The organism is Desulfoluna sp. (genome assembly GCF_030145185.1).
In the GTDB taxonomy this organism is placed as follows: Bacteria; Desulfobacterota; Desulfobacteria; order Desulfobacterales; family Desulfolunaceae; genus Desulfoluna.
The window spans coordinates 40,004-64,912 of the sequence record NZ_JAQYWB010000011.1; the positions used below are offsets into that span (position 1 = coordinate 40,004).

Genomic DNA, 24,909 nt, shown 5'->3' on the forward strand with positions numbered 1-24,909 from the left:
AAATATGACTGCAAAGAACTGTCATTACGGATTATTCATTCGTTCTGATTGCTTTCTCATGAAATATCCGGGAGAGCGGTCATCCTTATTTCTTAAGGTAGTCGTTGCCGAAGGGAAAAGGAAGCAAAAAGTGCAGGTAAAAGGGAGATTGTGTTTGATGGGCGATGGTGCAAAGCGTCCCTTTTTCCTGGGGGTGGAGGAAGGGGTCAGGCTTGAAGAGGACGGGGCTGTTTATTTTGCCTGGCCAATTCCTCTAATCGGGATTCGACCCAGGCACGGAGTGTGCGTCTTTTGTCAAAGCTTTCCGCATGGTAGTTAAGGACCCACCAGAGTTTGTTGAGCGCCTGGGGATCGGACGCACAGAGGGAGAGGGTCTCTTTCATGAACCGGTGTTGCCGGGGATTTTTTGCCAACTCCTCATAGAGGTCCCGGCAGGTTCGGATGGTGTGGGGGGGAAGCTGAAAGGATGTGATGGCGGCTTTGCTGATCATGGGTGGCCTCCGGGAGGGTTGATGGGGTGATCCTAATCGCTCATGCGATTTGCCTGCATGGGCAATATAGAGGGCAGGCGCGGGCTTTTTATTTGCGGCACGGTAAAAAACAGGAGGGTATGGCTTGGATTGTATGTCGGCGGCGGGCGGGATGTCTATAGGTTATATTCCCGTTTCCCCAGGCCTCTGGTTGTCAGAGCCCTTCGGGGGGGATATCCAGGACAAGGCGGAAGCCGATATAAGCCCCCTTGTCTTCTGCGTTGGCGCTGTTGCGGTGGGCACCTCGGATGCTGTCGATGCCGTGGAACCAGCTTCCGCCCCGAGTGACACGGAATTCGCCATTTAAGGGGCCTTGTGGATCCTTGGAGATGGGCTGGCTGGGGTAGGGCCCGTACCAGTCGCTGCACCATTCTGAGACGTTTCCGTTTATGTCATAGATATTCCACAAGTTGGCGTGTTTTGTGGCTACGGGGTGGGGGGCCTCTCCGGCGTTGGGGCGGAACCATGCATAGGTAGCGGCATCTTCGCCGGACTGCACCCAGGGGTCGAGGGTCCCGGTGCGGGCGGTGTATTCCCACTCGGCTTCTGTGGGGAGTCGGAAGCGCCCTTTGCCTTTGTACTGGGCGTTGAGCTTGGTGATGAATCGCATGGCATCCTGCCAGTAGATATTTTCCACCGGACAGTCGCTGCCGCAGAAGGGAAACCCGGAAGGGTTGTTGCCCATGACCAGTTCCCACTGGGCCTGGGTCACTTCCGTGGTCTGCATGTAAAAGGGGCGTTTCAGTTGCACCCGGTGAAGGCGCTCATCGGGGCGGCGGCCCGGTGTCTGTTTGGGGCTGCCCATGTCAAAGGAGCGGGGGGAGATGAAGACGAAGCGCATGCCGGGCAAGGGGCCTTCCACGGCATTGCGCAGGGACATGAGGATGCGGGCAGCCGGCAGTTCATCGGATTGAATGCGGGCCAGGTGGGCCACGGCCTCAAAGGGTGCCGGGGTGCTGACCGGGAATTGGGTGAGGGCCTTTCCCTGGGGATCGGTGATGATGAAGCGGGTGAGCCGCAGGCGGACGCCGCCCTCCTCATTGGGTTCGGGGCTGTAGTGGGGCCGTACCTTGATGTCGTGGCGCAGTTTCCAGATGGTTTCTGCTCGATCCCGGTCCGGGTAGGTCCAGGTTTCCCTGTAGAGGGTGCCCTTGTGGTTGATGGTGACGGGAAAACGGAAGGTGTCGGCATGGGGCCGCTGCACGGTTATGGTGGCGGTGTCACCGGTCACGAGGCACCCGTTGTTTTGAAGCCGGGTGATGGTTTTGGCCATCGGGCTCAGGCATTCAAGCTGGGCCTTCAGCCAGCTCACCTCGGTTTTTGCCACCTGAATATGCAGTCCGCCCTGGCGTTCCAGCTCGGTCAGGGCTTTGCGGTTGGCTTTCCGGACCGTGGCCAGATCCTGTCGGTGACGGGCCAGGCGGTCTTTGTACTCCTCGGTGGTTTCAAACATGCCCTTGGAGGCTGGCTGCGTCGGGTTCTCTGTTTTGAGGCTGTTGAGTTTCAGGTAGTAGGCGCGCTCGATGTCCCGAAGTTGATTCAGGTGCCGGGATTCCAGCCGTCGGCTCTCGGCACGGTATCGTTCAAGGGTAGCCGTCAACTCGGACAGGACCCGAGAGCTGGTGGCGGGCTGGGCTGCAAAGGCAGGGGTGACCGAGGCAAGGTAATATGTGGCGACAAGGAGCAGGATCAATCGTGGCATGGTCAAACTAACTCTTCTGGCTGACGGTGTGTTGGTGACGGATCCGGTGGAGAAAGGCCAGAACATCTGCAATCAGTTGACCCTCCGGCACATTAGACGCTGGGGTGACGCTCAGGGTGTAGTTTCCAACGGGAATGATGATGAGAGACGCCCCGGCACTCCGGATGGAGACACTGATCGGTGGCGCCAGAGGCGTCTCCTGGGTCGTCCCGGCCCCCTCTGTGGCGACTTGGGCCAGCTCTTTGCAAAAGGTGTCCGTGGCATTGCCTGCCATGCGGCGACCCTCGGCGGAGACAAGACAATAGGACTTGACGCCCTTGATACGGGCAATTTTGATAAAGTCCAATATGGTGGTCATGGCGTCGTTTTCCCTTTGTTTGTCTTTTCGCCGGATGTGAAGATTCCTTTAGCTTTTTCGGCGTAATGGCTTCGTTTGTTGGTGTCGGTAATGGCCGCGGCGATGAGATCCGAAAAATGGTGTAATCCCTTGAAAGAGGGATCTTCCCGGTCGATCCACTCGTTTAGAGCCTTTTGGAAGAGGGTCTGGGGCGGTGCCTCGATGACCTCTTCGAGGAGTTTCATCATCGGAACGAGCCAGGCCCCCAAGGCCCCGGCCATGACGGCGTCGGGCGTGAGGATGGAAAAAGCCTCATCGGCCCGCTGTGCATCGGTTTTCGGCAGGGTCTGGGCGGCTTTGTGGAGGGCGTCCAGGGCAGAGACACTGCAATCCGGTTGATGCTGTACGGCCAGGACCCAGTTCAGGGGCAGGGGCCGAAGGGTGACGCAGGTGGGTCCGAAGGAGAGGCACACCTCGTGGCTCTCGGGGATCAGCCGGGTGGCGTTGTGATAAAATTGGTTGAGGTGATGGGCGGGGCAGGGTGGGGCATCGGTACGGTTGGAACAGGCATGGGCCACGGCTTCGTCGGGGGTGATAACGAAAACACTTGAAACAGCAGGAAATTTATCCAAAATGGCGATGATTAAGTCCATAGTCTCCGGATCGGGCAGGGTTTAGGGGACGAACGGTGTACAGTCTTCAGCGGGTGAGAGGGAAAAGGGCCTGTTTTCCATCCACACGAAGCTGCAGGGGTATCCGTCCGGGAACCTCTGAGTTGAAATCGTAAGAATTCTTGATAGTCACCCGAAAGTGTACTATTTCAAATCATCTCGAATCCGCCATTGGTTGGCGAAAGGACGCTTACTTGGGGCTATTTGCTCTAAATATTAAATCCGTTGCCATGATTAGCCGATAAAGGGATTATATATGAACGTCTGGAATGAGTCAAATGAGTGATTGACCGGTGGGTGGGACATCGGCGGCAAGAGCAGGGCCGTCATGTTGCAGGGAAAGGGGGGTGGGAGTGCAGATTGATCAGTTTGATGTGGGGCTGATACCGCCGCTGTTGTCTGTCTATTTGAGCGTGTGTTTTTCCCTGTTTGCCTTTGCCCGGAGCCGTCACAGAAAAGAAATTCTTTTATTTGTCCTTCTTTGTTTTCTGGTGTCGATGAGGCCGGTTCAGTTTTTGGTGCAGCGTGTGGTGACAGATGTTGGGGTGCTGATGCGGTTTGAACGGGGCATCCTTTTTGGCTACGCATTTATCCCTTTTGTGGGCGTTCTTTTTTTTCATCGCATTCTCAAGATACGTAAGCCTCGGATAGAGGCCGGTCTTTTTGCCTGCAGCCTCCTGATGGCTATGGGATCGATGGGACCCTGGCTTCTTGCCGGTCTTCAGACCTACCCCTGGGGCGTCATCGGCAAGGCTGGCCCCTTTTTCCCTCTCTATGTTGTCTACGCCGCCGCCTGCTTCGGATACATGGTGCACTGCACGGTGACGGCCATGAAGATCTCCCGGGATCGCGAGGTGTGGCTTAAGCATCGGTATCTCTTTGTCTCTCTTCTGGGGGGGACCTTCCTTCTTTTTGGCACGGCCTTCGAATTTACCGGATTTACCGGAAATTCCATGTACCCCATTGTCAATTTCATGTTCGTCCCCTTGGGGGTGATGGCCTATGGGGTCCTGCGTCATCGCATCTTAGATATCTTTACTGTGGTTCATATTGCCTCTTTCCGTCTGATCTATGGGGGGGTGTTTCTTCTCCCCAACCTTCTGATCTTTTATGCGTTGAAACCTCTGCTTGACGGCGAACATGTGTTGCCCCTGATTTTTCTGCTGCCCCTCTGGTATGCCGTGAATCATTTTTGCGCCGTTCGGATTCATCCGGAAGTGAGCCGGCGGTTCAACCGTTATCCCCATCATTTGAGAACGGCAGAAAGTAAATTTGCCCGGGATCTTCTGATCTTGCGGGACACCCGGAGCCTGGTGACCGAATTCGGTGAGTTGGTGCGCTCCACACTTTGCATCGGCTCTATTCGATTTTTTTTCGCTCCCGTGGGTGATCCCGTGCATTTGACCGACATGGACGGGGAGATTGTCACCTTAAATGAGGCGACGACGGCTTGGCTTGTGACGGCAGATTGCTTTATCGACCCGTTTGTTTTGACCTCAGACAGCCTGACCCCTCCCCCAGGGGTGCGCATCGATCTTATGGCCCTGTTTGACAGGTATGACGGGCTGTGTCTGGTGCCTCTGGTGCAGTACGACCAGCTGATTGGGCTGGTGGTGTTTGCAGACAAGCAGGGCAGCGTGTCGATGATGCCCATGGAGATAAAATTTCTTGAAAAGGTGAGTCGGTATCTCTCCATCGCCCTGTACAACTCACGGGTGTATCAGGCCGTCACCTCGGTGAAGGATCAATTGGAACTCAGACGCCGGGAACTTTCCCGGGAGATTCTGGAGCGCCGCCGTGCAGAGGAGAGTCTCCGCCGCAGTGAGGGCCGTTACAACATTCTGGCGGATAATATTCTCGATACCCTGGTCGTGGTGGGGGTCAACGATCAAATGATTAAATATGCCAGCCCGTCGTGCCAGGAACTCACCGGCTATACCCCTGAGGAAATTGTGGGGGAGGCTTTTCTGGGTTTTTTGACGAAGAGTTCCGGCAGGGAGCTTGCCCAGATGGTTCCGCCGTCGCAGGAGGGGGGCTCTTTCATGGTAGAGCTGGAGCACATACGCAAAGGGGGCGCTCCGGCTTGGGCAGAGGTGTCCGGCCATTTTATTGCCACCGGAGATGGGGGCATGGAGGTGGTGGGGTTGGCCCGGGATATCTCCGAACGCCGGGTGGCAGAGATGGAGAAGGAGGAGCTGCGGCAAAAGCTTCGGCAGGCCCAAAAAATGGAGTCCATAGGGGTTCTGGCCGGTGGCATTGCCCACGATTTCAACAACATCCTGATGGCTATTTTAGGGTATGCGCAGCTTGGGGCCATGTATCTTGAGGACAAAGACAGCAAGGCGTCAGGGGTTTTGGCTCAGATTGAAAAAGCGGGCCTGCGTGCCAAGGAGTTGATCTCTCAGATTCTTGCCTTCAGTCGCCAGGACGAACAGGCCCGGCGTTCCGTGGATTTTGCAACCCTTACCCGGGAATCTCTGGGGTTGATACGGCCCATCATTCCCGAGGGGGTGGCCATTCACAGTGATTTTCCGGAGGCCCCGGTCAGGGTGGTGGCCGATCCGGTGCAGATTCATCAGATTGTGGCCAATTTGTGCACCAACGCCTCCCATGCTCTGGAAGGGGTGGCGGGGGGTGGCATTGAGGTGAGGGTGTGTCGCACCACCCTGGATGCGGGGGAGGCCAGGCGTCATGGGCTGGAGCCTGGGGCTTTCGGCTTGTTGCAGGTGTCGGATACCGGTCATGGGATGGAGGCTGACATCAAAACCCGTATTTTTGAGCCCTACTTTACCACCAAGGGATTGGGGAAAGGGACCGGCATGGGCCTGGCCGTGGTTCAGGGGATCATCCTGAGTCATAACGGCGCGGTGGTGGTGGAGTCCAGCAAGGAGAGAGGCAGCCTTTTTTCTGTTTACCTTCCCGAGGCGCAAGGGGAGACCGAGATTTTATCCAGTCCGCACGAGGCGGGTAAGGTCTGCGGCGGGCGGGTGCTGTTTGTCGATGATGAAACCATGCTGGTGGATCTGGCTGGAGAGGCGTTGTCCCGCATGGGGTTTGAGGTCGTGGCCCTGGATGATCCCGAAGAGGCGGTGGCGGTTTTTGCTCGGGATCCGAGCGGTTTTGATGTCGTGGTGACCGACATGACCATGCCGCATATGTCGGGTTTGAAGCTTGCCGAGCGCATTCGCGCTTTGAATGAGAAGACACCGGTGATCCTCTGCACCGGATTCAGCAACGAGCTTCTGGGCAGAAGGCATGAGGACATGGGGGTATCGGCGGTGCTCTTTAAACCGGTGCCCATGAAGGAGCTGGCAGAGGCCATTCACGGGGTTCGGTGCGCACCGCCCGAGGTGTTGCAGGAGAGTCCGGTTTCATAAATATTCGGGGGTTTCAGGCAGGGACGTACCGGCTGCGGTACGGTAATGGGCAAGACCATCATGAACGATGTGCAACTGATTTATCATTTACCGGCAGCATTGACGCTCTTTACCGGCGTCTTTCTGGCGATGATTTCTGTGGCCAAGGGGCGGTTTCGAGCTGAAAATCTTCTTTTTCCTCTGATCTGTCTTCTCTGGTCCATGAATGCCGTTTTCTATTTTGTCCAGTTCGTGGTGCCGGTGGAGATGGCCGGGTACCTGGCGAGGCTGCATGGCATTTTGTCTTTGTGGGTGCCCCTGGTGCACCTTCATTTTCTATATCGATGGTTTGATTTGCGCAATGCCAGGGTGGAACGTCTGTCCCTGATAGCCACACTGGGACTGCTCATGGCCGGCTTGACGCCCTGGCATGTCTTGATGGGCTCTGCCTCCTTTGGGGGCGTGCTCCCCGGCGTGAGGCCTTTTTTCTGCGTGAATGCTCTTTTTTCCGGCGTGATGATGATTTATCTGGTCCGGCTTTGTATTGGCCGCTTGGGGCTGGCCCTCGCCGGCGATGAGCGACGGAATCTCTGGCTCGTGGCGGGCTCCCTGACAGCCTCGGCGGTTCTGATCTCTTTGAGCATGATCTCTTTTGAGGGGATGCTCCCTTACAGCATGGGCAATTATCTTTTTTTGCCCATGCTGGTTCTGGCTTATGCGGTGTTCCGGTACCGGATGCTTCACCTCGCCTCTCTCCTTCATCTTTCCCTGGCCTGGGGCCTGATGGCTCTGTTGATTTTTGTGCCGAACCTGGGGGTGTTTTATCTCCTTAGACCTTGGTTTCACGCCCTCCATTCAGTCTTGCTGTTCCTTTTTTTTCTCTGCTGGTTTTATATGAATTACCGTTATTCTCGGGTGATTCAGGCGGCGGTTCAGCGTCTTTTTAACCGGCAGTATTTTGATTTTAAAAAGGTGGAGTCTCACTTCTCCGAGAATATTCTGCTTTTGCGGCGGACCGATGAGATGATCCATGAGTTTCGTCGCACGGTGGAGGGGACCCTTCGTATTCGGGGCCTGGTTTTTTTCACCCGAAAGGGGGAGGGGTTTCTGGAAGAGGACACCGGCCGGGCGCTGGAGCTCTCGGAGGTGACCCATCGCTGGCTCTCCCTGCTTCAGGCTCCCCTGGATCGTCGGGAGGTGGAGCGACGGGCGGGAAGCCGCGAGGTGCGTCGGGAGGTTGCCGCCCTTTTAGATCAGTGCGGCTGCGATTATATTGTCTCGCTTTCCCGCTACGGAGAGCTTCTTGGGCTGGTGCTTTTTCCTGAGAAAGGGGACCTTTCGGGGATCACCCTGCGGGAAGAACGTTTTATCAGCCGGATCAAGGAGTTTGTCTCCATTGCCTTGTACAACTCCACCGTGTATCAGAACCTGAGCCGACTGCAGGAGGAGCTTTCCCGGCACACCGATGCCCTGGCCGAGGAGGTTGTCGAACGAAAACGAGCCCAGGACGTGGCGGAGCAGAGTGAAAAGCGCTCCCGCCTTCTGGCGGAAAATGTCATGGACACGCTCTGCATCCTGAGCATTGATCCTCTGGCCTTTACCTATCTGAGCCCGTCGGTGCTGACGCTTTTGGGGTATGAGGAGGAGGAACTCCTCCATCAGGATGTCCGGGCGGTTCTTACGGATTATTCGGAGCGGGAGATCCGGACCGCCTTGACCCATGCCCTGACGGCCCCCCAGAGGCATTCCAGAAACGATTTTATGTTTGAGGCCGAGTTGAGGCGAAAAGACGGCTCCCGGGTGTGGAGTGAGGTGTCGGCGCGTTTCCTGCGGGATGGAGACGGGCGGGCGCGGGAAATTTTTCTGGTGTCCAGGGATATTACGGAACGCAGGTGTCTGGAGCGGGAGCGGGAGGGGCTTCAGCGCAAGCTCAGGCAGGCACAGAAAATGGAGTCCATCGGGGTGCTGGCCGGGGGGATTGCCCACGATTTTAACAATATTCTCATGGCGATGATGGGGTATACCCGGCTGGCCTTGATGTACATCCCGGAGGACAACCCCAAGGCCCGTGATAAAATTATGCAGATCGATAAGGCCGGTCAGAGGGCCAGGGATCTGGTGGCTCAGATTCTCGCCTTCAGCCGGCAGAATGAACAGAAGCGGGAGCCCTGCTACCTGGGTGCCTTGATTAAGGATACGGTTGCCTTTCTCAGCGCCTCTCTGCCGTCAAACATCGACGTCCGGTTTACCTCAGGCGAGGGGAAGCTGCGGGTGGTGGCCGACTCGGTTCAAATTCACCAGATCATCATTAACCTGGCCACCAATGCCTTCCATGCCATCGGGGAAGAGGGTGGAAAGATCGAGATTCATGCCGACGAAGTGGCGCTTGGGGAGGCCCTTGCCCTGGCTCTGCATCTGCCGGAGGGTCCCTATGTCCGGCTCGCGGTCTCCGATACCGGCCATGGTGTGGACCCGGAGATAGCCTCCCGCATTTTTGAGCCCTACTACACCACCAAGGAGGTGGGGAAGGGAACGGGCATGGGGCTTGCCGTGGTGCATGGGATTGTCTTGAACCATGGGGGGGCCGTGAGCCTTGAGAGTGAGCGGGGACAGGGGGCCACATTCCAGGTGTATCTTCCGCTGGCCGATCTTCCCGAGAACGCCAAAGGGAGGGACCCCGCCCTGGACAGGCTGGAGACCAGGGGAACCGTTCTTTTGATGGATGAGGATGAGATTTTTATTGATCTGGCCCGTGAGGTGCTGAGGCGCCTGGGGTATCAGGTGGAGGCTTTTACGGATGCGCAGAAGGCCCTGGTGGTTTTCGGCCAGTGGCCCAAAAAATATGTGGCGGTGGTGATGGACTTTTTTATGGGGGGCATCGGCGGTGGGAAGATGGCTCGGTCGATTCGAGACTATGCTCCAGCCATTCCGCTGGTGGTCACCTCAGGACGGCCAGAGCCCCTCAGCCACACTCATTTTGAAGAGTTTCAGGGCGTGAAGATTCTGATGAAACCCTTCACCCTTAAAGAGTTGGCCGAGGTTCTGGAACAGGTGATTGTCTGAGGCCTGAGGAGAGGCCGGTTTTTTTTATGACGAAGACCGGTTGCCCTTGTGTCTGCCGGAGGTTCTTTTTTCCTCGGTCTTGCGCCTTACCTCGGAGGGGCGCTTGTCCCTTCGCCCGTCTGAGGGTCTTCTCTCGTTTCCCTGATCTCCCCGGCTCGTGCTGAGCAGGGCTCCTTTCTGGCGTTCCTTCGCCTCTTTTCTTTTCTCAACAACAATGGGTTGCCCGGTCTCCGGGTCTTTTTCCGTGAGATACATCAAGGTGGAGATGGTCGATGGGGTCGGGGTAAAGATTTGAGCCTGTTCGGGTCGTGTGTGGAGCTCGTTTCGGCAGAATTGGGCCAGCTCGTCCATCTCCCTCTGGCCGCACCCCGGGTGGGCCGCCATGAAGTAGTAGGTGAGAAACTGGGGTTTCCCCGCTTCATCGGTCAATTCCTGGAATCGTTTTCGGAACCGGAGCAGCTCTGTTTTCGGCTTTCCCATGAGGGAGAGGACTTTTTCGCTGGTGTGTTCCGGTGCAATCTTCAGCTGGCCCGAGGTGTGGTGGGCGACCACTTCCTTAAGATAGAGGTCCCCGTTTTTTTTATCGGCCAGGACAAGGTCAGGACGAATGCCTGAGGCGGAGAAGACCTTTTTGATTCCAGGCACCTGTTGCATTTTCTTGAGCAGTGAAAGGAGCCGTGAGTGGTCGGGCTTCAGAGAGGGGCAGATCACGGGGTAGAGGCATCGTCGGTCGGTGCAGGGCCCTTTCTTCAGTTTTTTTGCGCACTCAAACCCGTACATATTGGCTGTGGGGCCGCCGGCATCCAGGATATTTCCTTTAAAGCCTGGAAGGTGGGTCAGGGCTTCGGTCTCACGCAGCACCGAGGCTTCGCTGCGGCTGCTGACCGTTCGGCCTTGATGCAGAGCGATGGCGCAGAAGTTACATTCGCCGTAGCATCCCCTGTGGGAGGCGATGGAAAAACGGATCGTCTCCATGGCACGGACCTCGCCCTGGCTCTGGCACAAGGGGTGGAGTTCTCGGGTGTAGGGCAATTCATTGACCGTGTCCAGCTCCTCGGCGGTTAAGGGGGGCTGGGGCGGGTTCTGGATGAGGTAGCGGCTGTCATGTTTCTGGACCAGGCCCCTGGCCGTGAAGGCATCCGCATTGGCTTTGAAGGTCAGGAACATGCGGGTAAAGGCTTCCTTGTCTTTCTTTACCTCGGCCAGGGAGGGGAGCTCCAGGTAATCCTCCACCGGAGTCTCAGATTTTCGGCAGAGACCGTAGATGGCGTCCGGGGAGGTGCCGCTGCTTAAGGCGTCGGCCAACTCCACCACGCTGCGTTCTCCCATGCCATAAAGCAGGTAGTCGGCCTTGGCGTCAAAAAGGATGGAGCCACGGATTCGGTTTTGCCAGGCATCGTAATGGGGCACCCGACGGAGGCTGGCCTCAATCCCCCCTAAAACAATGGGGATGGTGCCGCCCTTGAAGTGTCGGCGGATGAGGTTGGTGTAGGCAATGACGGCACGGTCGGGGCGGCGGTTGTTCTCCCCACCCGGGGTGTAGTCACAGCGTTTCCGCTTTTTGCCTGAGGCGGTGTAGTTGGCCACCATGGAGTCCAGGGAACCGCCGCTGACCCCCCAAAAAAGGGCCGGTTCCCCCAGGCGAGTGATGTCTTGGCCGTCTGTGATGTCCGGTTGGGCAATGATGGCCACTTTGTATCCTGCCCTGTGAAGGACGCGTCCCACCACGGCGGCTCCGATGGCCGGTGCATCAATATAGCTGTCTCCGGTCACGAGGATGACATCGGGGCGTTCCCATCCAAGGGCATCCATTTCCTGGCGTGTGGCGGGTAAGAAAGGGGATTTTTTGATCATATCGGTTGTATCCTGACGGCGTTGCAAGTCGTGCGTGGCCCTTCAACGGGTGATTCGTTATGGAACCCTTTATATCAGGGCGTGATTCCGTGATGACAGTGCCTGAAACGAATCGTTTCCCATGAAATATCCGAATCAAAACCGAAATACCGTATCACAGGCAAGACCACAATGACAGCGCAGAAGATGGGTAAGGGGGGCAAGGGGGTGGGCGGGAATAGCGTGCGCTTTGGGCCTGATAGAGCGGCCCCGGCTGGAGGGGAAATTCCAGCCGGGGCTTGGAGCTCTTAAATACTTACAGCGGTTGGTCTAAAAGGTTCTCTGCCTCTTCCATGCTGAGGGCAGAGTCCACGCTGTACGCAGGCCAGACCAGGCTTTTGTGTTCATGGGGGAAGTCAGGCGCCCTTCGCTCCGGGGCTTTAACGCGGACCACCCGGCCGATGGCGCAGTCCCAGAGAGCCTCCTGGCATAAGCGCATGAAGTTTTCAGAGATACCTTCGGCTAACTCGTAATGACGAAGGTCCGTGATGCAGGTAAATCCTCGGGACAGTTTGTATGACGCCTGCTGAACTTTATGGATAATTTCAGCAAGTTCATCTCCCTGATTGATCATTCCCAGGGTGAAATAGAGCCGGTTTTTGTCGATATCCACTCTGATTTCATGCATCGCTTCTTGTCTCCCCATCTCATGATGAATAGTAGGCTGCATTTTCTTCGATGTATTTTTCGGTCAGGTCGCAGCCGTAGGCGGTTGCCGACGCCTCTCCCACGTGCAGGGAGACGGTGATGGCAACATGCTCGCCGGAAAGAAGGCTGCGAACCTTTGCTTCGTCAAAATCGACACGGTTTTGGTCTTCGTAGACCCGTGTGCCGTTGATGGTGATCGAGAGTTTTTCGGGAGTGACCGTGCAATGGATACATTTGCCCACGGCCATGAGAATACGGCCGATGTTGGGGTCGGCACCGTAGGCCATGGTTTTGATCAAAGGGGAATTGATCAGGGCTTTGGCGATGAATCGGGCTTCGGTGTCATGGGCAGCCCGTTCTACGGTGGCGGTGAGGAGTTTGGTGGCTCCTTCGCCGTCGCGGGCCAGGAGTCGGGTCATCTCGACGCAGGCGGTTTTCAGTGCTTCGGAAAACAGGACGTGGTCCACGGGGCCTGTGAGCCCGTTGGCCAGGGCGAGACAGGTGTCTGAGGTGCTGGTGTCAGAATCCACGGAGAGCATGTTGAAGGAGTCCTTCACCGCCTCTCGGAGCATGCGGTCCAGGGCCGGGATGGGAATTTCTGCGTCGGTCAGAATATAGACCAGCATGGTGGCCATATTGGGCTCAATCATGCCTGAGCCTTTGCCGATGAGGGTCAGCGTGGCTCCATCCACCTCAAGGGAGACGGCTTTCGGGTAGGTGTCGGTGGTCATGATCCCTTCCGCACCTACGCGGGGGTCGGAGCTTAGTCCCTCCCCGATACGGGAAATTCCATCTTCAATTTTTTCGATGGGAAGCTGACATCCGATGACGCCGGTGGAGCTCATGATCACTTCCTCTTCGGGAATGTCAAAAGCTTTTGAGACGGATCGTCCCATACGGCGGGCGTTTTCGATGCCTTCATCGCCGGTTCCGACATTGCTGACACGGCTGTTAACCACGACCGCGCGGAGTTTTCCGTGGCGTATGATCTCACGGCCTAGCACAATGGGTGCCCCGGGGAAGAGGTTTCGTGTAAAGACGCCGGCGGCGTTGGCGGTCACATCAGAAAGAAAGAGGGAAAGATCCTTGCCCTCTTCTTTGATACCGCAGTTCATGCTGGCGCAGTGAAACCCCTTCGGCATGACAGGGGGGGTGTGGGACTTCATGGTCGTGCTCCTGTCTGATTCCCAATGAACTGGGAGGTTGACTTATCTCATAGTATAAAACGCAGTTTGCCACAATAACTGAAATCAAGATTTTGATATAAAAATGGTCTGCGTTGATGGATTGATGAATAAAATAAAATGTCTGGTGCTTGAACAAAGGTTTTTAGGGTGAATTGTTGTTGTGTGCCTACCTTTTGCTTAAAAGATGGGCATTCATGCGTATAAGTTGCTGTATCTCCCGGATGTAGGCTTCACCCCGGCTGGAGTAGCGCTCAAGCCCCAAGGCAAGAGCCTCTCCGTTGGGTTCATGGCCTTGGTCCCTTTGCTCACGCCGAAGCTCTCTAAGGGGTTCGTAGGCCCAGAGGGTGTTTAAGTTGTGGAGGTAACTTCGAACGGAGTCGGCGACGTTGTCGAAGCGTGCGACCTCGTGGCTGGCTCCTTTCGTTCGGTTTTTGGGGACCATCCCTTTGCCTTTCCCGTAGACCCATTGCCCGAAGAGGTTGTTGCCTTCACGGGCAAAGCGGGAGGTGCCCCAGGCGGACTCATTGGCCGCCTGGGCCATGGCCAGGGAGAGGGGGACCATGTCCACGCGTGTCCGGAGGGCCTCTCGGTCCTCTGGAGAGTCTGGAGAAAAGGGGTCCACTTTGTAGGCTGCGGCCAATTCTTCGAGCCAGGCGTACTCGCTCGGGGCGTAGGCTTCTGAGGTGTGGAGCTGATTCAGGCGCTGGCGCCGGGCCAGGATGGCATTATTTTCGGCCTCAATGAGGGGCATCATGAAGGCGAAGAAGGCCTCTTTTTTTTCAGAGACAATGGGGATGATTGAAAAATCAGGTAGCGTGTCGGAAAGCGTCACGGCCAGAGGGGGCGGCGGCGGGAGCTGTGCCTCAGGCTCCTTGGGGTAAGGGTAGAGAGCGACAAAAAGGGCGGCCAGGCTTACCACAAAGGTCAGGCCTGCCCAGGGGGCTCTATGATGATCTCCGCTGGAGAAGGGGGTCTCTTTTTTTTTCATGATAACGGTCCCTTGTGGTTCCTTGAAAATGCACGGCAAAAGGGTGCCGAGCCTTTTGTCGGTGATTCTGTTTGACCCTGTGTCCGGTGTGATGGGCTTGTTTATGCCGGAGCCTGGTTCCTTTGTCTGGAAAGGCGCAAAATAAAAGGCCGTTAAGGGTTTGTCAACCCCGAAGTGCCGATATGTTTTATCGGCGGGAACCGGTTTGGGGTTTAGAATTTTTTTTCTAAGGGTTGGGTTCTGCGTTCCTGACGCCTGAGGGGCCGGGGCGGACCCTCTTTCAGATCGGTGACCCGGAGGTGAGGGGACGGGGTCTCCGGTGGGCAGAGATTCCCAGACCTTGCCGCCAGAATTTTATTTGTTTTCGTATTCTACCATTATCCAAGGGGGCAATCCACGGGAAAGCCTGTTGACAGAAGGGGGAAGGGTGGGCGACCTTTTTAATATAAGGGCGGTGGCCCTGTTCTGATGTTTCCAAATTGAATGAAAAGGTGGTAAAGCACCTCACGCCATGGGTTTTGCTCATGGTTTGTGGTGTGAGATTGTGATGATATCTATGGATCGGTGAAAGGTGTATGAGATGAAGGGTGAAAGAGGCCTTGCCATTGGAACGCTTCTCGGGGCTATCGTGCTCTGGGCGGGGTCGTTTGTTGCGTTGAAAATCGCCTTCAGGAGTTGCGACCCCTATTTTGTTATTTTCGGCCGCATGGCGGTGGCCACGTGTTGTGCTCTGCTCTTTTACAGGCAGATCCGACGGGCGACGTACCAGAGGGGGGATTGGTTTTATCTTCTTGCCCTGGGGTTTTGTGAGCCCTGTCTTTATTTTGTTTTTGAAGCCAAAGCGTTGATGCTCACCTCGGTTTCCCAGGCGGGTATGATCACGGCATTGTTGCCGGTGATGGTCGCGGTGGGGGCTTGGATCGTTTTTAAAGAGACCATGACCTGGGGCACGGTGGGTGGCTTTTCCATGGCGGTGTTCGGGGTCTGCCTGCTCACCCTCGGGGGGGAGGCGACGGCGTCGGCTCCCAATCCGCCCCTGGGCAATTTTTATGAATTTCTGGCCATGGTGACGGCTACCGGGTACACCCTGATTCTCAAGCGGCTCTCTTATCGGTACTCGCCGTTGTTTTTGACCTTTGTCCAGTCTGTCGCCGGGGCGGTTTTTTTTGGGTTTCTCCTGTGGGTCTGTGGGATCCCCATTCCTCACAGCGTTCCCAGGGAGGCGGCTCTGACCATTATTTATCTTGGGGTGTTCGTGACCTTCGGTGCGTATTTCTGTTACAGTTTCGCCATGGTCCGGATGCCCGCCGGGCAGGCGACGGCTTTTATTAACCTGATTCCGGTGCTGACCCTTTTTTTCGGGTGGTTGATTCTGGGGGAGGTGCTCAAGCCCATTCAGTATGGGGCCGGGGCCCTGGTGGTCGCCGGGGTGTTTTTGAGTCAGGGAGGGTGCCTGGGGGGTGCCAGGGATGAAAAAGAGGGGTGAGTTGCTTTTTTCCTGGGCGGGAGCCTGTTTGCTCTTCATTGACACCCAAGGCAGGCACCTGTTATGAATGCTGAAATAAACGAAAATTCAGGTGTTTTTCTGATCCGCAACAGACCGGTGGCGGAAAACCCATGTTGAGAAAGGCCATTCTATGGGAAGCGTCCCCACGTCATCCGGTGCCAGCGATTCCAGCGAGCGATTGACGACGTCTCTGTTTCCAGTGGAAAACAGGGGCAGCCTACTTCTTTACGGTCTCGACGGTGAGGCCGAAGCGTTTTTAATGAACGCTCTGGATGGTCAGGGGCTTCAGGCTCGCATTATGACCTTGTACCGGTGTATGAGCCCGGGTGAGGCCGATGCGGTTTCCTCGACCTGCAACAACCTGGTGGCGGTGGTGGCCCGGCAGGGCACCCCCGGAACCGATGAGGTGGTGACGCGTCTTCGCAACCTTCCCTCCCATGCGACCCTTCACGTCTTTTATTTTCTCAATACCCCCGAGGAGAAGGCCCCGTCAGGCCCTTTTATGCGGTCAGTGGCGCTTTTTCGACCCGACGCGGCAGAGGTGTTGGCCGATGGGATGCAAGAGGCCCTTTGCATGGGCGTTCCCGAAAACGATTCCTCGATGTTGACCGAGGAGGTGGATGAGAAGGTTCGTGAACGAACCCTTGAGTTGCGCCAGGCCATGGAACGTTTGAAGTTTTTTGCCGAACGCGCTGAGGCGGCCAACCGGGCCAAGAGCACCTTTCTGGCCAATATGAGCCATGAGATCCGCACGCCCATGAATGGGGTGGTGGGCATGACAGAGCTGCTTTTGGGAACACGTCTCGGCTCGGAGCAGCTTGAATACGTGAACATTATTCGAAGCAGCGCCACCTCCCTTGTGACTATTATTAACGCCATCCTGGATTATTCCAAGGTGGAGGCCGGCAAACTCGATCTGGAGAAGATCCCCTTTGACCTCCGCAGCGCGGTGGAAGATGTGATGGATTTGATCTCTGTGCGGGCTGCCAAAAAGGACGTCGGGTTGACCGGCATCATCGATGACGCTGTGCCGTCCTTTATCAATGGTGACCCGGTACGCCTGAAGCAGGTGCTGACCAACCTCATGGACAATGCTGTCAAGTTTACCGGAAAAGGGGCTGTTTCCCTGGTCATTACCCCGGTGACCGTGAGTGAGGAGCAGGCTATTTTGCGTTTTGAGGTGGCCGATACCGGGATCGGGATTTGCGAAGAGGAGGTCGAGGAGCTGTTTACCCCGTTTACTCAGCAGGATGCCTCCGTTACCCGGAAGTACGGAGGGACGGGTTTGGGGCTCTCCATTTGCAAGCAGATTGTGGAGATGATGGGCGGGGAGATCGGTGCGGAGAGGCAACCCGAGGGGGGCGCTCTTTTTTGGTTTACCGCGGTCTTTTCTCGGGTGGGGGCGGGGTCCCGGCCTTATCCGGTTCCGGAAAAGCTCCGGCAGGGCAAATATCTCGTGGTGGCCGAAAATCTACCTGTACGTAAATCGGTGCGTAATCTTTTGAAATCGGCTGAGCTTCGGTGCGAAGAGGCCTTAAACGGTTACCATGCGATGGAAATTCTCCGGGCCGCGGGCTCACTGCGCGCTGTCAGCATGGTGATTGTCGACGGCGATCTGTCCATCATGAAGCCGGAAGAATTGGCTCAGCGTGTGAAAGAGCGGTATGGCAATGCCTTGCCCCTGCTTTTGCTGACAAATCGGGGCAAAGGCCCTCAGCTCGATGAACTGGAGATCATGGGCTACCATGCCATGGTCACCAAGCCGGTGAAGGTGCAGGGGCTTCTGGAGGGGCTGTCCGTGGCGGTGGCGTCGGCTTCCCCGGCCGAAGGTTTGGGGGGGGGCAGCGATCAGGAGCGTGAAGTCGTGGAGGACGGGGAGGCTCTGGATAACCCAATCCTTGTGGTGGAGGATAACCCCACCAACCGGCTGGTTGCCCTGAAATTCCTTTCCAAGCTGTCTCTGCATGCGGATGTGGCGGTCAATGGGGTGGAAGCCGTCGATATGCTCAAAAAGAAGCGTTACGAGTTGGTCCTTATGGATGTGCAAATGCCGGAAATGGATGGCCTCGCCGCCACCCGGTTGATTCGTGACCCGGCCTCGGGTGTTCGAAATCCTCAGGTTCCCGTGGTGGCCATGACCGCCCATGCCATGAAGGAAGACAGCGACCGGTGCCTGCAAGCGGGGATGGATGCTTATATCTCCAAGCCTATCTCCATCAATGCCTTGAGGGCCGTGGTGAAACGATTTATGACGGATTTAAGTGTTTCCGCGTCCTGAGGTAAGGGACGCAAAGGCGCGTTCGCAGTTTTTTTTATTTTAGGAGTTGAACAGTGTTTTGTATATGATAAGCATATATTAATGTATGGCCCTTCTACTGATGTTTTGATGACGGGTCTGTTTTCTGATGTTGTTTTGATATGGAGAGAATGCTGTCACAAAAAAGTCAAAGTAACCTGAGGGTTTATGATGGATTTTTTTGCGGGCAAATTAGGCATTGTTCCCTTGATAGCCTTTTGAGGGTGCCACAGGGCTGTGTTGTGCTGTTCTCTTGTGTACACCACCCCTTTTCTCCTTGAGAGAAGCCATGGGGGCTTTTTTTCTTATTTCTGTGGAGCATCGGGTAGGCTAAGGTAAAAAACTGAAAACACAGTCGAAAAGTAGTGGGATTGAAATGGACGGTTCTTCTCTTTGATCAATTATCTATACCGATCGTATAAAAATAGGGAGAAGGTGTTGCAATGCCAAATGAACGGTAGTATATATCCAAAATTGTTAGGGTAATTTTTATTTTAACTGTGCAGGTCAGTCCGAATACAATGTTCTTAAAAGTTGCGCCACTTTTGAGACATAAACCGGTAAGAGAGGCTCCTTATTAAGTGGCCGGCACCTGCTGCAGACGAACCATGTTTCTGTTGTGACATGTAATTTATGAAAAAAGTACGAGTACTCGGTCTCATGAACGGAACCGAGAAGTTGGAGGGTATATAGATGACCGATAAGTCAACATTCATGCGTCTTAGAGAGAATGAGCGAGAAGTGCGTAAAGGGTTGATTATTTCAGCCGCCATGAAGCTTTTTGAAACCAAGAACTTTCACGAAATCGGGATGCGGGATATTGCCAGCGAAGCCGGCGTCTCCGCCGCATCCATTTATCGCTACTTTCCCAGCCGTGATGATCTTTTTGTTGAAGCCCTGATCCGGGACATCAATAAAATTGAGCAGCTCCTGGAGAGTCGTCTCAAGGCGGGAGGAAGCACAGAATCTCTGGCCGTGGCCGTTGTGGATTACATGATCGACAATGAAGCGACCTTTCAGATGATGTGTCATTTTCTTATGCGAGGAGAAGAGAATCCCCGTGCTTTGAAGAAATTCAACGCGGTTCTTCTCTATTTTACCAAGATGTTCGATGAGGTGGTTAAAAAATCTGATGGGGAAACTCCCCTTCGTTTTCACAGCCAGGCTTTTTTTGCATCCCTTGCAGGCATTGTCATGACCTTTCGCAATTACCCCGGTCGAAACGAGGCGGAGCGTCGTGCGTACATGCATAAGCTGGCTCTTCTGATCATGCGTGAAGGCGCCTCCCTTGAATCTATCTGATGCCTGGGATTTTCCCCTGCATGGAGGGTTTTGACGGCATGCGGCATCACGGAGCTGTTCGAGATGTGTGACGGTTCCTTGAGGCGTGTTTCGTTTTTATAAGAGTGTCAACCGGCATTCCACCTGAACCAGGGTGGTCTGCCGGTTTTTTTGTTTTTATCATCTGTTTCGGGTGGCTTGACAGGCACCGATGCCCTGCTATATAGTCTTAGCCAAGGTGTCGGCCAGCTGGCCGACTGCCGAAAAGAGTGGGACGCAAGGCGACTCTTTTTTTTGCATAAAAACAGAACAATGTTTTTTATGTGCCAGGGCCGTTACGAAAGGTTTCCATTATGATTAGGTGGCAGGATGTAAGCCTAATTCAGACAGCAGCGAGGAGCAGGTATGGGACAATTCAGAGAGGTTACGTCGGGGCGAAGGGTGGTTCAAAAGCTCTACATTACAATCATGCTCTGGTTCGTGGGCCGCGCCATTGTCGCGGCGTACAAGTCGGACCCGGAGGTGCGGCGGGAGTTTGACACCCTGCCGGGGGGCTTTACGTTTTCCCTGGGCGTCCTGCCTGTGGGGCCTCGGATGGTGATCCGAAAAGAGCAAGACGGCAAGGTCCGCTATCTGGGTCAGGGTAAGGGAGAGGTCATGGATCTGGACCTGACCATCAAGCATATGCAGGCCTTCTTCATGATCCTTTCCTTTCAGGAGAGTACGTCCACAGCCAACGCCAGAGCCCGTCTTTACGTGGATGGCGGGGTTCCAGAGGCGTGTGCGGTGGTGCGTGTCCTGGATGTCGTCCAGGTTCATCTCTTACCCAAATTTATCGCCAAATTAGCCGTAAAACGATACCCCGCATGGTCCTGGACCCGTCATATTCTGGTCCGGAGCAAAGTCTATCTTCGAACCGTGACAGGCATATGAGAAGGGAGTGAGGCATTATGGATACGGGTGTAAAGCAGTTTGTTTTTCCATCGAAGATCGGGGCTGGAACACGGGCTCTCGAGCATCTCCCCTTCGATCTGGCCGGGTTTGGAGCCATACGTCCCCTGGTAATCTGCACCGCTGAGATGGACACGAGGGGGGGGCTTAAGTCTTTGGTGTCGGCGTTTAAGGGCTCCGGTTTAACCTTTGGTGTTTACGGTATGGACGGGGAGGCTTCGCTTGAGACGGTACGGGAGGTTTGGGGACACTACCATGATGGTGGGTTTGATGCGGTGATCGCCGTGGGGGGCGGATCCCTGGTGGATGTGGCCAAATGTCTGGCGGTGGCAGCCGAAGGAGGGCCCGATGAGTTGAGGCGCCTTTTCAACGAGGGGGGGGCTGTGACGGCCACCTCGCCTTTTGCCTGGGTTCCCACCCTGGGACTGACGGGTCGGGAGGCCGCCCCTGAAGCCTGCATAGGTGTAGAACGTCTCCATGGCACGGCCCTCTCACCCAAATTGATTGCCGTGGACCCTCGGATGCTCCAAAGGCCCGGTTCTCCTGGCCTTGCGGAGGCCGGTCTGGGCGCACTGGCTGCGGCCCTTTGCCTGTATGAGTCAGGGGAGGTGAATCGTCTGGCCTTGCCCTATGCTCGGCTGACGGCGCAGCAGATGATGGTCGGGTTGGAGCCTCTTTTGTCCCCATCGCTTGATCGGCAGAGCCGGCTTTCACGGTGGGTCGGCATGGGCGGAACACGGGAAGAGGAGGTGGCGTTTGTGACTGCCATGGCCGTTTCCGGGGGGTTGCTTCCCGAGGCCCAAAAAAGCCTCACCTTTGTTTTGGCCGATATGCTGGTCCCGTTAAGCCGTTGCTCGCGCGAGGTGCTGGCCGCTGTTCTCCTGCCGAATGTCCTGGAGTTTGCCCACCGGGTCAGGGGAGACGATCTGTCTGATATGCTCTCCGCCCTGGGGGGGCTTGATCTGCTTTGTTCCACGCCGGTCCCCCAGCGCACCGATGCCGCCCTGGCACGAGTGCGAGAGAACATGAATCGTCTCTGGCTTTTTTCTGCCGGCAATCTTCCCCGAACCCTTGCCGAAGCAGGTATCGAACGCGAGGCCCTCCTGGGCATCTGCGACGCGGCCTCGGCCATGACCGAGGGGTGGCAGAGCCATGAGGTGGAGAGGCTCCTTCTTGCCGCTTACAACGGGGTCCTCCCCGATCTGAAGAGTCAGCCGACCCGAGCCACACAGGAGGTTTCATAATGTACAATCCCGGTTATTATGAATTTTATTGCGGTGTAAAAACCGTGGCTGGTCATCATGCGTTGGAGCGCATTCCTGCCCTTCTCAAAGAGCTGGGGGCGTCAAAGCCTATGATTATCACCGACAAAGGGGTGGCGGCGGCGGGTCTGGTGACCGTTGTTGCACAGGCCCTTGAGGCGGGAATGCCGGCGGTGGTCGTGGAAGATGATGTGCCCGTGGATTCCGATGTGGGCACGGTGCACCGCATTGCCTCCGTGTATCTCAGCAAAGGGTGTGATGCCCTTATCGCCGTGGGGGGCGGGTCGGTGATGGACACGGCCAAGGGGGTCAATATCGTGGTCTCCGAAGAGGCTGAGAATCTGCTCGATTTTGCAGGGGCCGGGGTGTTGAAGAGGGCCTTGAAACCTCTGGTGGCGGTTCCCACCACAGCGGGGACCGGATCAGAGGTGACCATGGTGGCGGTCATCAATGATCCGTCGGTGAACCGCAAGCTGCTTTTTACTTCTCATTTTCTTTTGCCCGACATCGCCGTTCTCGATTCGCGCATGACCTTGACCCTCCCGTCCCATTTGACGGCGGCCACCGCCATGGATGCCATGACCCATGCCATCGAGGCCTACACCTGTCTCTCCAAAAATCCCATCAGCGATGCCTTTGCCATGGAGGCGGTGTCCTTGATTTCTCGGAATCTGCTTTCGGTGGTGGATCGTCCTGACGATCAGGAGGGCCGATTGGCCCTTGCTGTCGCGGCAAACTTGGCCGGGATTGCTTTTTCCAACTCCATGGTGGGGATGGTGCATACCCTGGGACATTCGGTGGGGGGCGTCTGCCATGTGCCTCACGGGACCTGCATGTCGATTCTGCTTCCTTACGGCCTGGAGTACAACATGCATAAAAATGGTCGCTGGACCGGGGAATTGCTCTACCCCATCGCCGGGGAAGCAATCTATGCCGCAACCGCGGTCGAGAAACGGGCGGATAAGGCCGTGGCCTGTATCCGTCAATTTAACCAGGCCCTTTTTGAGGCCACCGGCGGGCGTCACAGTCGGTGCTTCAAGGAAGTGCTGGACGCGCAGGGGAAACCCGCCGTACCCCGGGAAAAACTGGCCGATATTGCCCAGACGGCCTTGGGAGATGGCTCGATTTTTTACAACCCCGAGGAGGTGGATTTTGAGGATGCCCTCATGGTGATGGAGGCGGCCTGGGCCGGGGATCCCCTGGATCGGAGCTTGGTAAAAACCGCTTAGGAGAGCTGTGGCCAAAGGCCGAAAGGCCAACTCCACAGTATAGGGAGTGAATATGGGTAATGGATACATGGGCAAGGTCCTGATTGTGGACCTTGGAACCCGAAATATCACGGAAGAAGAGATCCCGGATCGGATTTACCGGCAGTATCTTTCGGGAATGGGCTTAGGGGCTTACATGCTTTACAAGCATATTCCGGCCGGAGCCGATCCTCTGGGACCGGACAATATGCTCGGGTTTGTTTCCGGGCTTTTGACAGGCACAGGCAGTCTCTTTACCGGGCGGTGGACCCTGGTGGGGAAATCGCCCCTCACCGGAGGGTGGGGAGACGCCAACTGCGGCGGCACCTTTTCTCCGGCCATCAAGCATTGTGGCTATGACGGTATTTTTGTCCGCGGGATCAGTGAGACCCCGGTCTATCTTTATATCAATGATCAGGGTCCAGAGCTTCGGGACGCCTCCCAGGTATGGGGAAAGGATACCGTAGAGACCGAAGCGCATTTCCGAAAAGATTGGACGGGGCGGCAGCTGGGAATTGCCTGTATTGGTCCGGCCGGGGAGGGGGTTTCCCTGATTTCAGGGGTCTCCACCGACAACGGGCGCATGGCGGCCCGCTCCGGGCTGGGGGCGGTGATGGGCTCCAAACGATTGAAGGCAGTGGTTCTGGCCGGGAACAAGCGTATTGTTCCGCGCAATCGGATGGAGATGAAGCGCATCAGCGCCATCTGTAATAAATGGGTGCAGTTTCAGCCCCCCTTTATGACCGCCACGATGATGGCGGGCACCGGGGCGCTTATGCGGGCGCTTCCGAGTGTCATGGCCCAGGACGGCCTGTTGTACAAGATGATGCTGAAAAAATGGGGCACGGTCTCCATGAACCAGATGTCTGTGGAGATGGGGGACTCTCCCATCAAGAACTGGAAAGGGAGCAACAGAGACTGGGGGCTGTTTAAAAGCCACAGCTCCAATCCAGAGGCTTTCTCCCGTTGCGAGGAGGTAAAGTATCATTGCTATTCCTGCCCCTTGGGGTGTGGGGGCATCTGCAGCACCACCGGAAAATTTCAGGAGACACACAAGCCCGAATACGAGACGGTGCTCTCCCTGGGAGGCTTGCTTCTGAACAAGGATATCGACTCCATTTTTTATCTCAACGAACTCCTCAATCGGGCCGGGATGGACTCTATCAGCGCGGGACACGCCGTGGCTTTTGCCATTGAGTGTTATGAGGAGGGGGTCTTTACCAAGAAGGACACCGACGGCCTGGAACTCACCTGGGGCAACAGCGAGGCCATTGTGAGCCTGATCGAAAAGATGGTGGCCCGCGAAGGCATCGGGCACATCCTGGCCGATGGGGTCAAGCAGGCGTCCCTTCGTATCGGAAAAGGTTCTGAGGCGTTTGCCGTTCACGCCGGGGGGCAGGAACCGGCCATGCACGACTCACGAAACGACCCGGGCTTTGCCTTGCATTACAGCGTGGAGCCCTCCCCGGGCAAGCACACCGTGGGCTCGGGCCTTTATTACGAGATGTTCAAGCTCTGGCAGGTGGTGGAGGGGCTCCCCCGCGTTTCGCCACTTTATATGAAAGGCAGCAAGTACAAGGCCGATGAAGACAAGGCAAAGGCGGGGGCTGCCAACAGTCAGTTTATGAATATTGTTAACGGGTCCGGCCTCTGTCTCTTTGGGGCGCTCCTTGGCTCGAAACGAATTCGGGTATTTGACTGGCTGAATGCCGCCACCGGATGGACGCTGACTCCCCAGGAGTACATGGCGGTGGGGGCCAACGTCCAGACCCTGCGTCAGGCCTTTAACGTGCGCCACGGCATCGAACCGAAGAGTTTTAAGGTCTCAGATCGGGCCTTGGGGCGACCGATTCAGACAAAGGGCGCCAACAAGGGACGAACCGTGGAGATTGAGACGATGATGAGGGATTACTGGCTCCAGTTCGGGTGGGATCCCGAGACCGGGAAACCATTTCATGAAACCATTCAGGAACTCGAAGCGGGGTTGTAA

17 protein-coding genes are annotated in these 24,909 nt (G+C 56.1%); 9 read left to right on the forward strand and 8 right to left on the reverse strand.

Annotated elements, in window-relative coordinates; all coding sequences use genetic code 11:
* Positions 1-206 precede the first annotated feature (206 nt).
* From Q1Q75_RS05030 to Q1Q75_RS05045, 4 genes are all read right to left on the reverse strand, one after another.
* A complete protein-coding gene (locus Q1Q75_RS05030; protein WP_300668043.1) occupies positions 207-491 on the reverse strand; it encodes a hypothetical protein in 285 nt (94 codons plus the stop codon).
* Positions 492-684: 193 nt separating this feature from the next.
* The gene (locus Q1Q75_RS05035; protein WP_300668045.1) at positions 685-2,232 is read right to left on the reverse strand and encodes a formylglycine-generating enzyme family protein; all 1,548 of its coding nucleotides are present in this window, start codon (positions 2,230-2,232) and stop codon (positions 685-687) included.
* A 7-nt stretch (positions 2,233-2,239) separates the two neighbouring features.
* A complete protein-coding gene (locus Q1Q75_RS05040) occupies positions 2,240-2,590 on the reverse strand; it encodes a roadblock/LC7 domain-containing protein (protein ID WP_300668047.1) in 351 nt (116 codons plus the stop codon).
* Positions 2,587-3,222 carry a hypothetical protein gene (locus Q1Q75_RS05045; RefSeq protein ID WP_300668049.1) on the reverse strand — a complete coding sequence of 212 codons (636 nt, stop codon included), beginning with the start codon at positions 3,220-3,222 and terminating at the stop codon, positions 2,587-2,589. The genes Q1Q75_RS05040 and Q1Q75_RS05045 overlap by 4 nt, the downstream gene beginning before the upstream one ends.
* Positions 3,223-3,593: 371 nt before the next feature.
* Between Q1Q75_RS05045 and Q1Q75_RS05050 the strand changes: the two genes are divergently transcribed.
* Both Q1Q75_RS05050 and Q1Q75_RS05055 read left to right on the forward strand, forming a co-directional pair.
* Positions 3,594-6,617, forward strand: coding sequence for a response regulator (locus tag Q1Q75_RS05050; RefSeq protein WP_300668050.1), 3,024 nt, complete (start codon positions 3,594-3,596; stop codon positions 6,615-6,617).
* Positions 6,618-6,677: 60 nt separating this feature from the next.
* Positions 6,678-9,659 carry an ATP-binding protein gene (locus tag Q1Q75_RS05055; protein WP_300668051.1) on the forward strand — a complete coding sequence of 994 codons (2,982 nt, stop codon included), beginning with the start codon at positions 6,678-6,680 and terminating at the stop codon, positions 9,657-9,659.
* Positions 9,660-9,683: 24 nt separating this feature from the next.
* Here Q1Q75_RS05055 and Q1Q75_RS05060 read toward each other — a convergent pair whose 3' ends face one another.
* From Q1Q75_RS05060 to Q1Q75_RS05075, 4 genes are all read right to left on the reverse strand, one after another.
* Positions 9,684-11,513 carry a YgiQ family radical SAM protein gene (locus tag Q1Q75_RS05060; RefSeq protein WP_300668053.1) on the reverse strand — a complete coding sequence of 610 codons (1,830 nt, stop codon included), beginning with the start codon at positions 11,511-11,513 and terminating at the stop codon, positions 9,684-9,686.
* Between the two features lie 295 nt (positions 11,514-11,808).
* Positions 11,809-12,180 (reverse strand): hypothetical protein, encoded by a 372-nt coding sequence (locus Q1Q75_RS05065; RefSeq protein ID WP_300668055.1) that lies wholly within the window; start codon positions 12,178-12,180, stop codon positions 11,809-11,811.
* 19 nt (positions 12,181-12,199) lie between these two features.
* Positions 12,200-13,366, reverse strand: a complete 1,167-nt coding sequence (gene argJ, locus Q1Q75_RS05070) for a bifunctional glutamate N-acetyltransferase/amino-acid acetyltransferase ArgJ (RefSeq protein WP_300668056.1) — start codon at positions 13,364-13,366, stop codon at positions 12,200-12,202.
* A gap of 187 nt (positions 13,367-13,553) precedes the next feature.
* Positions 13,554-14,375, reverse strand: a complete 822-nt coding sequence (locus tag Q1Q75_RS05075) for a glucosaminidase domain-containing protein (protein ID WP_300668058.1) — start codon at positions 14,373-14,375, stop codon at positions 13,554-13,556.
* Positions 14,376-14,955: 580 nt separating this feature from the next.
* On the opposite strand from Q1Q75_RS05075, the gene Q1Q75_RS05080 reads away from it, so the two are divergent.
* The 7 genes from Q1Q75_RS05080 to Q1Q75_RS05110 all read left to right on the forward strand — a co-directional run bounded on the left by Q1Q75_RS05080 (position 14,956) and on the right by Q1Q75_RS05110 (position 24,909).
* Entirely contained in the window at positions 14,956-15,861 is a 906-nt protein-coding gene (locus tag Q1Q75_RS05080) for a DMT family transporter (protein ID WP_300668060.1), read from the forward strand.
* 151 nt (positions 15,862-16,012) lie between these two features.
* Positions 16,013-18,160: a response regulator gene (locus Q1Q75_RS05085; protein ID WP_300668061.1), complete on the forward strand. Its 2,148-nt coding sequence runs from the start codon at positions 16,013-16,015 to the stop codon at positions 18,158-18,160.
* Positions 18,161-18,871: 711 nt separating this feature from the next.
* Positions 18,872-19,480 carry a TetR/AcrR family transcriptional regulator gene (locus tag Q1Q75_RS05090; protein WP_300668063.1) on the forward strand — a complete coding sequence of 203 codons (609 nt, stop codon included), beginning with the start codon at positions 18,872-18,874 and terminating at the stop codon, positions 19,478-19,480.
* Positions 19,481-19,864: 384 nt separating this feature from the next.
* On the forward strand, positions 19,865-20,392 hold the full coding sequence (locus Q1Q75_RS05095; RefSeq protein ID WP_300668064.1) for a hypothetical protein: 528 nt from the start codon (positions 19,865-19,867) through the stop codon (positions 20,390-20,392).
* Between the two features lie 17 nt (positions 20,393-20,409).
* Complete coding sequence (locus Q1Q75_RS05100; protein ID WP_300668065.1) at positions 20,410-21,654, forward strand: iron-containing alcohol dehydrogenase; 1,245 nt, start codon at positions 20,410-20,412, stop codon at positions 21,652-21,654.
* Positions 21,654-22,901 carry an iron-containing alcohol dehydrogenase gene (locus Q1Q75_RS05105; RefSeq protein WP_300668066.1) on the forward strand — a complete coding sequence of 416 codons (1,248 nt, stop codon included), beginning with the start codon at positions 21,654-21,656 and terminating at the stop codon, positions 22,899-22,901. The genes Q1Q75_RS05100 and Q1Q75_RS05105 overlap by 1 nt, the downstream gene beginning before the upstream one ends.
* A 52-nt stretch (positions 22,902-22,953) precedes the next feature.
* Positions 22,954-24,909, forward strand: coding sequence for an aldehyde ferredoxin oxidoreductase family protein (locus Q1Q75_RS05110; protein ID WP_300668068.1), 1,956 nt, complete (start codon positions 22,954-22,956; stop codon positions 24,907-24,909).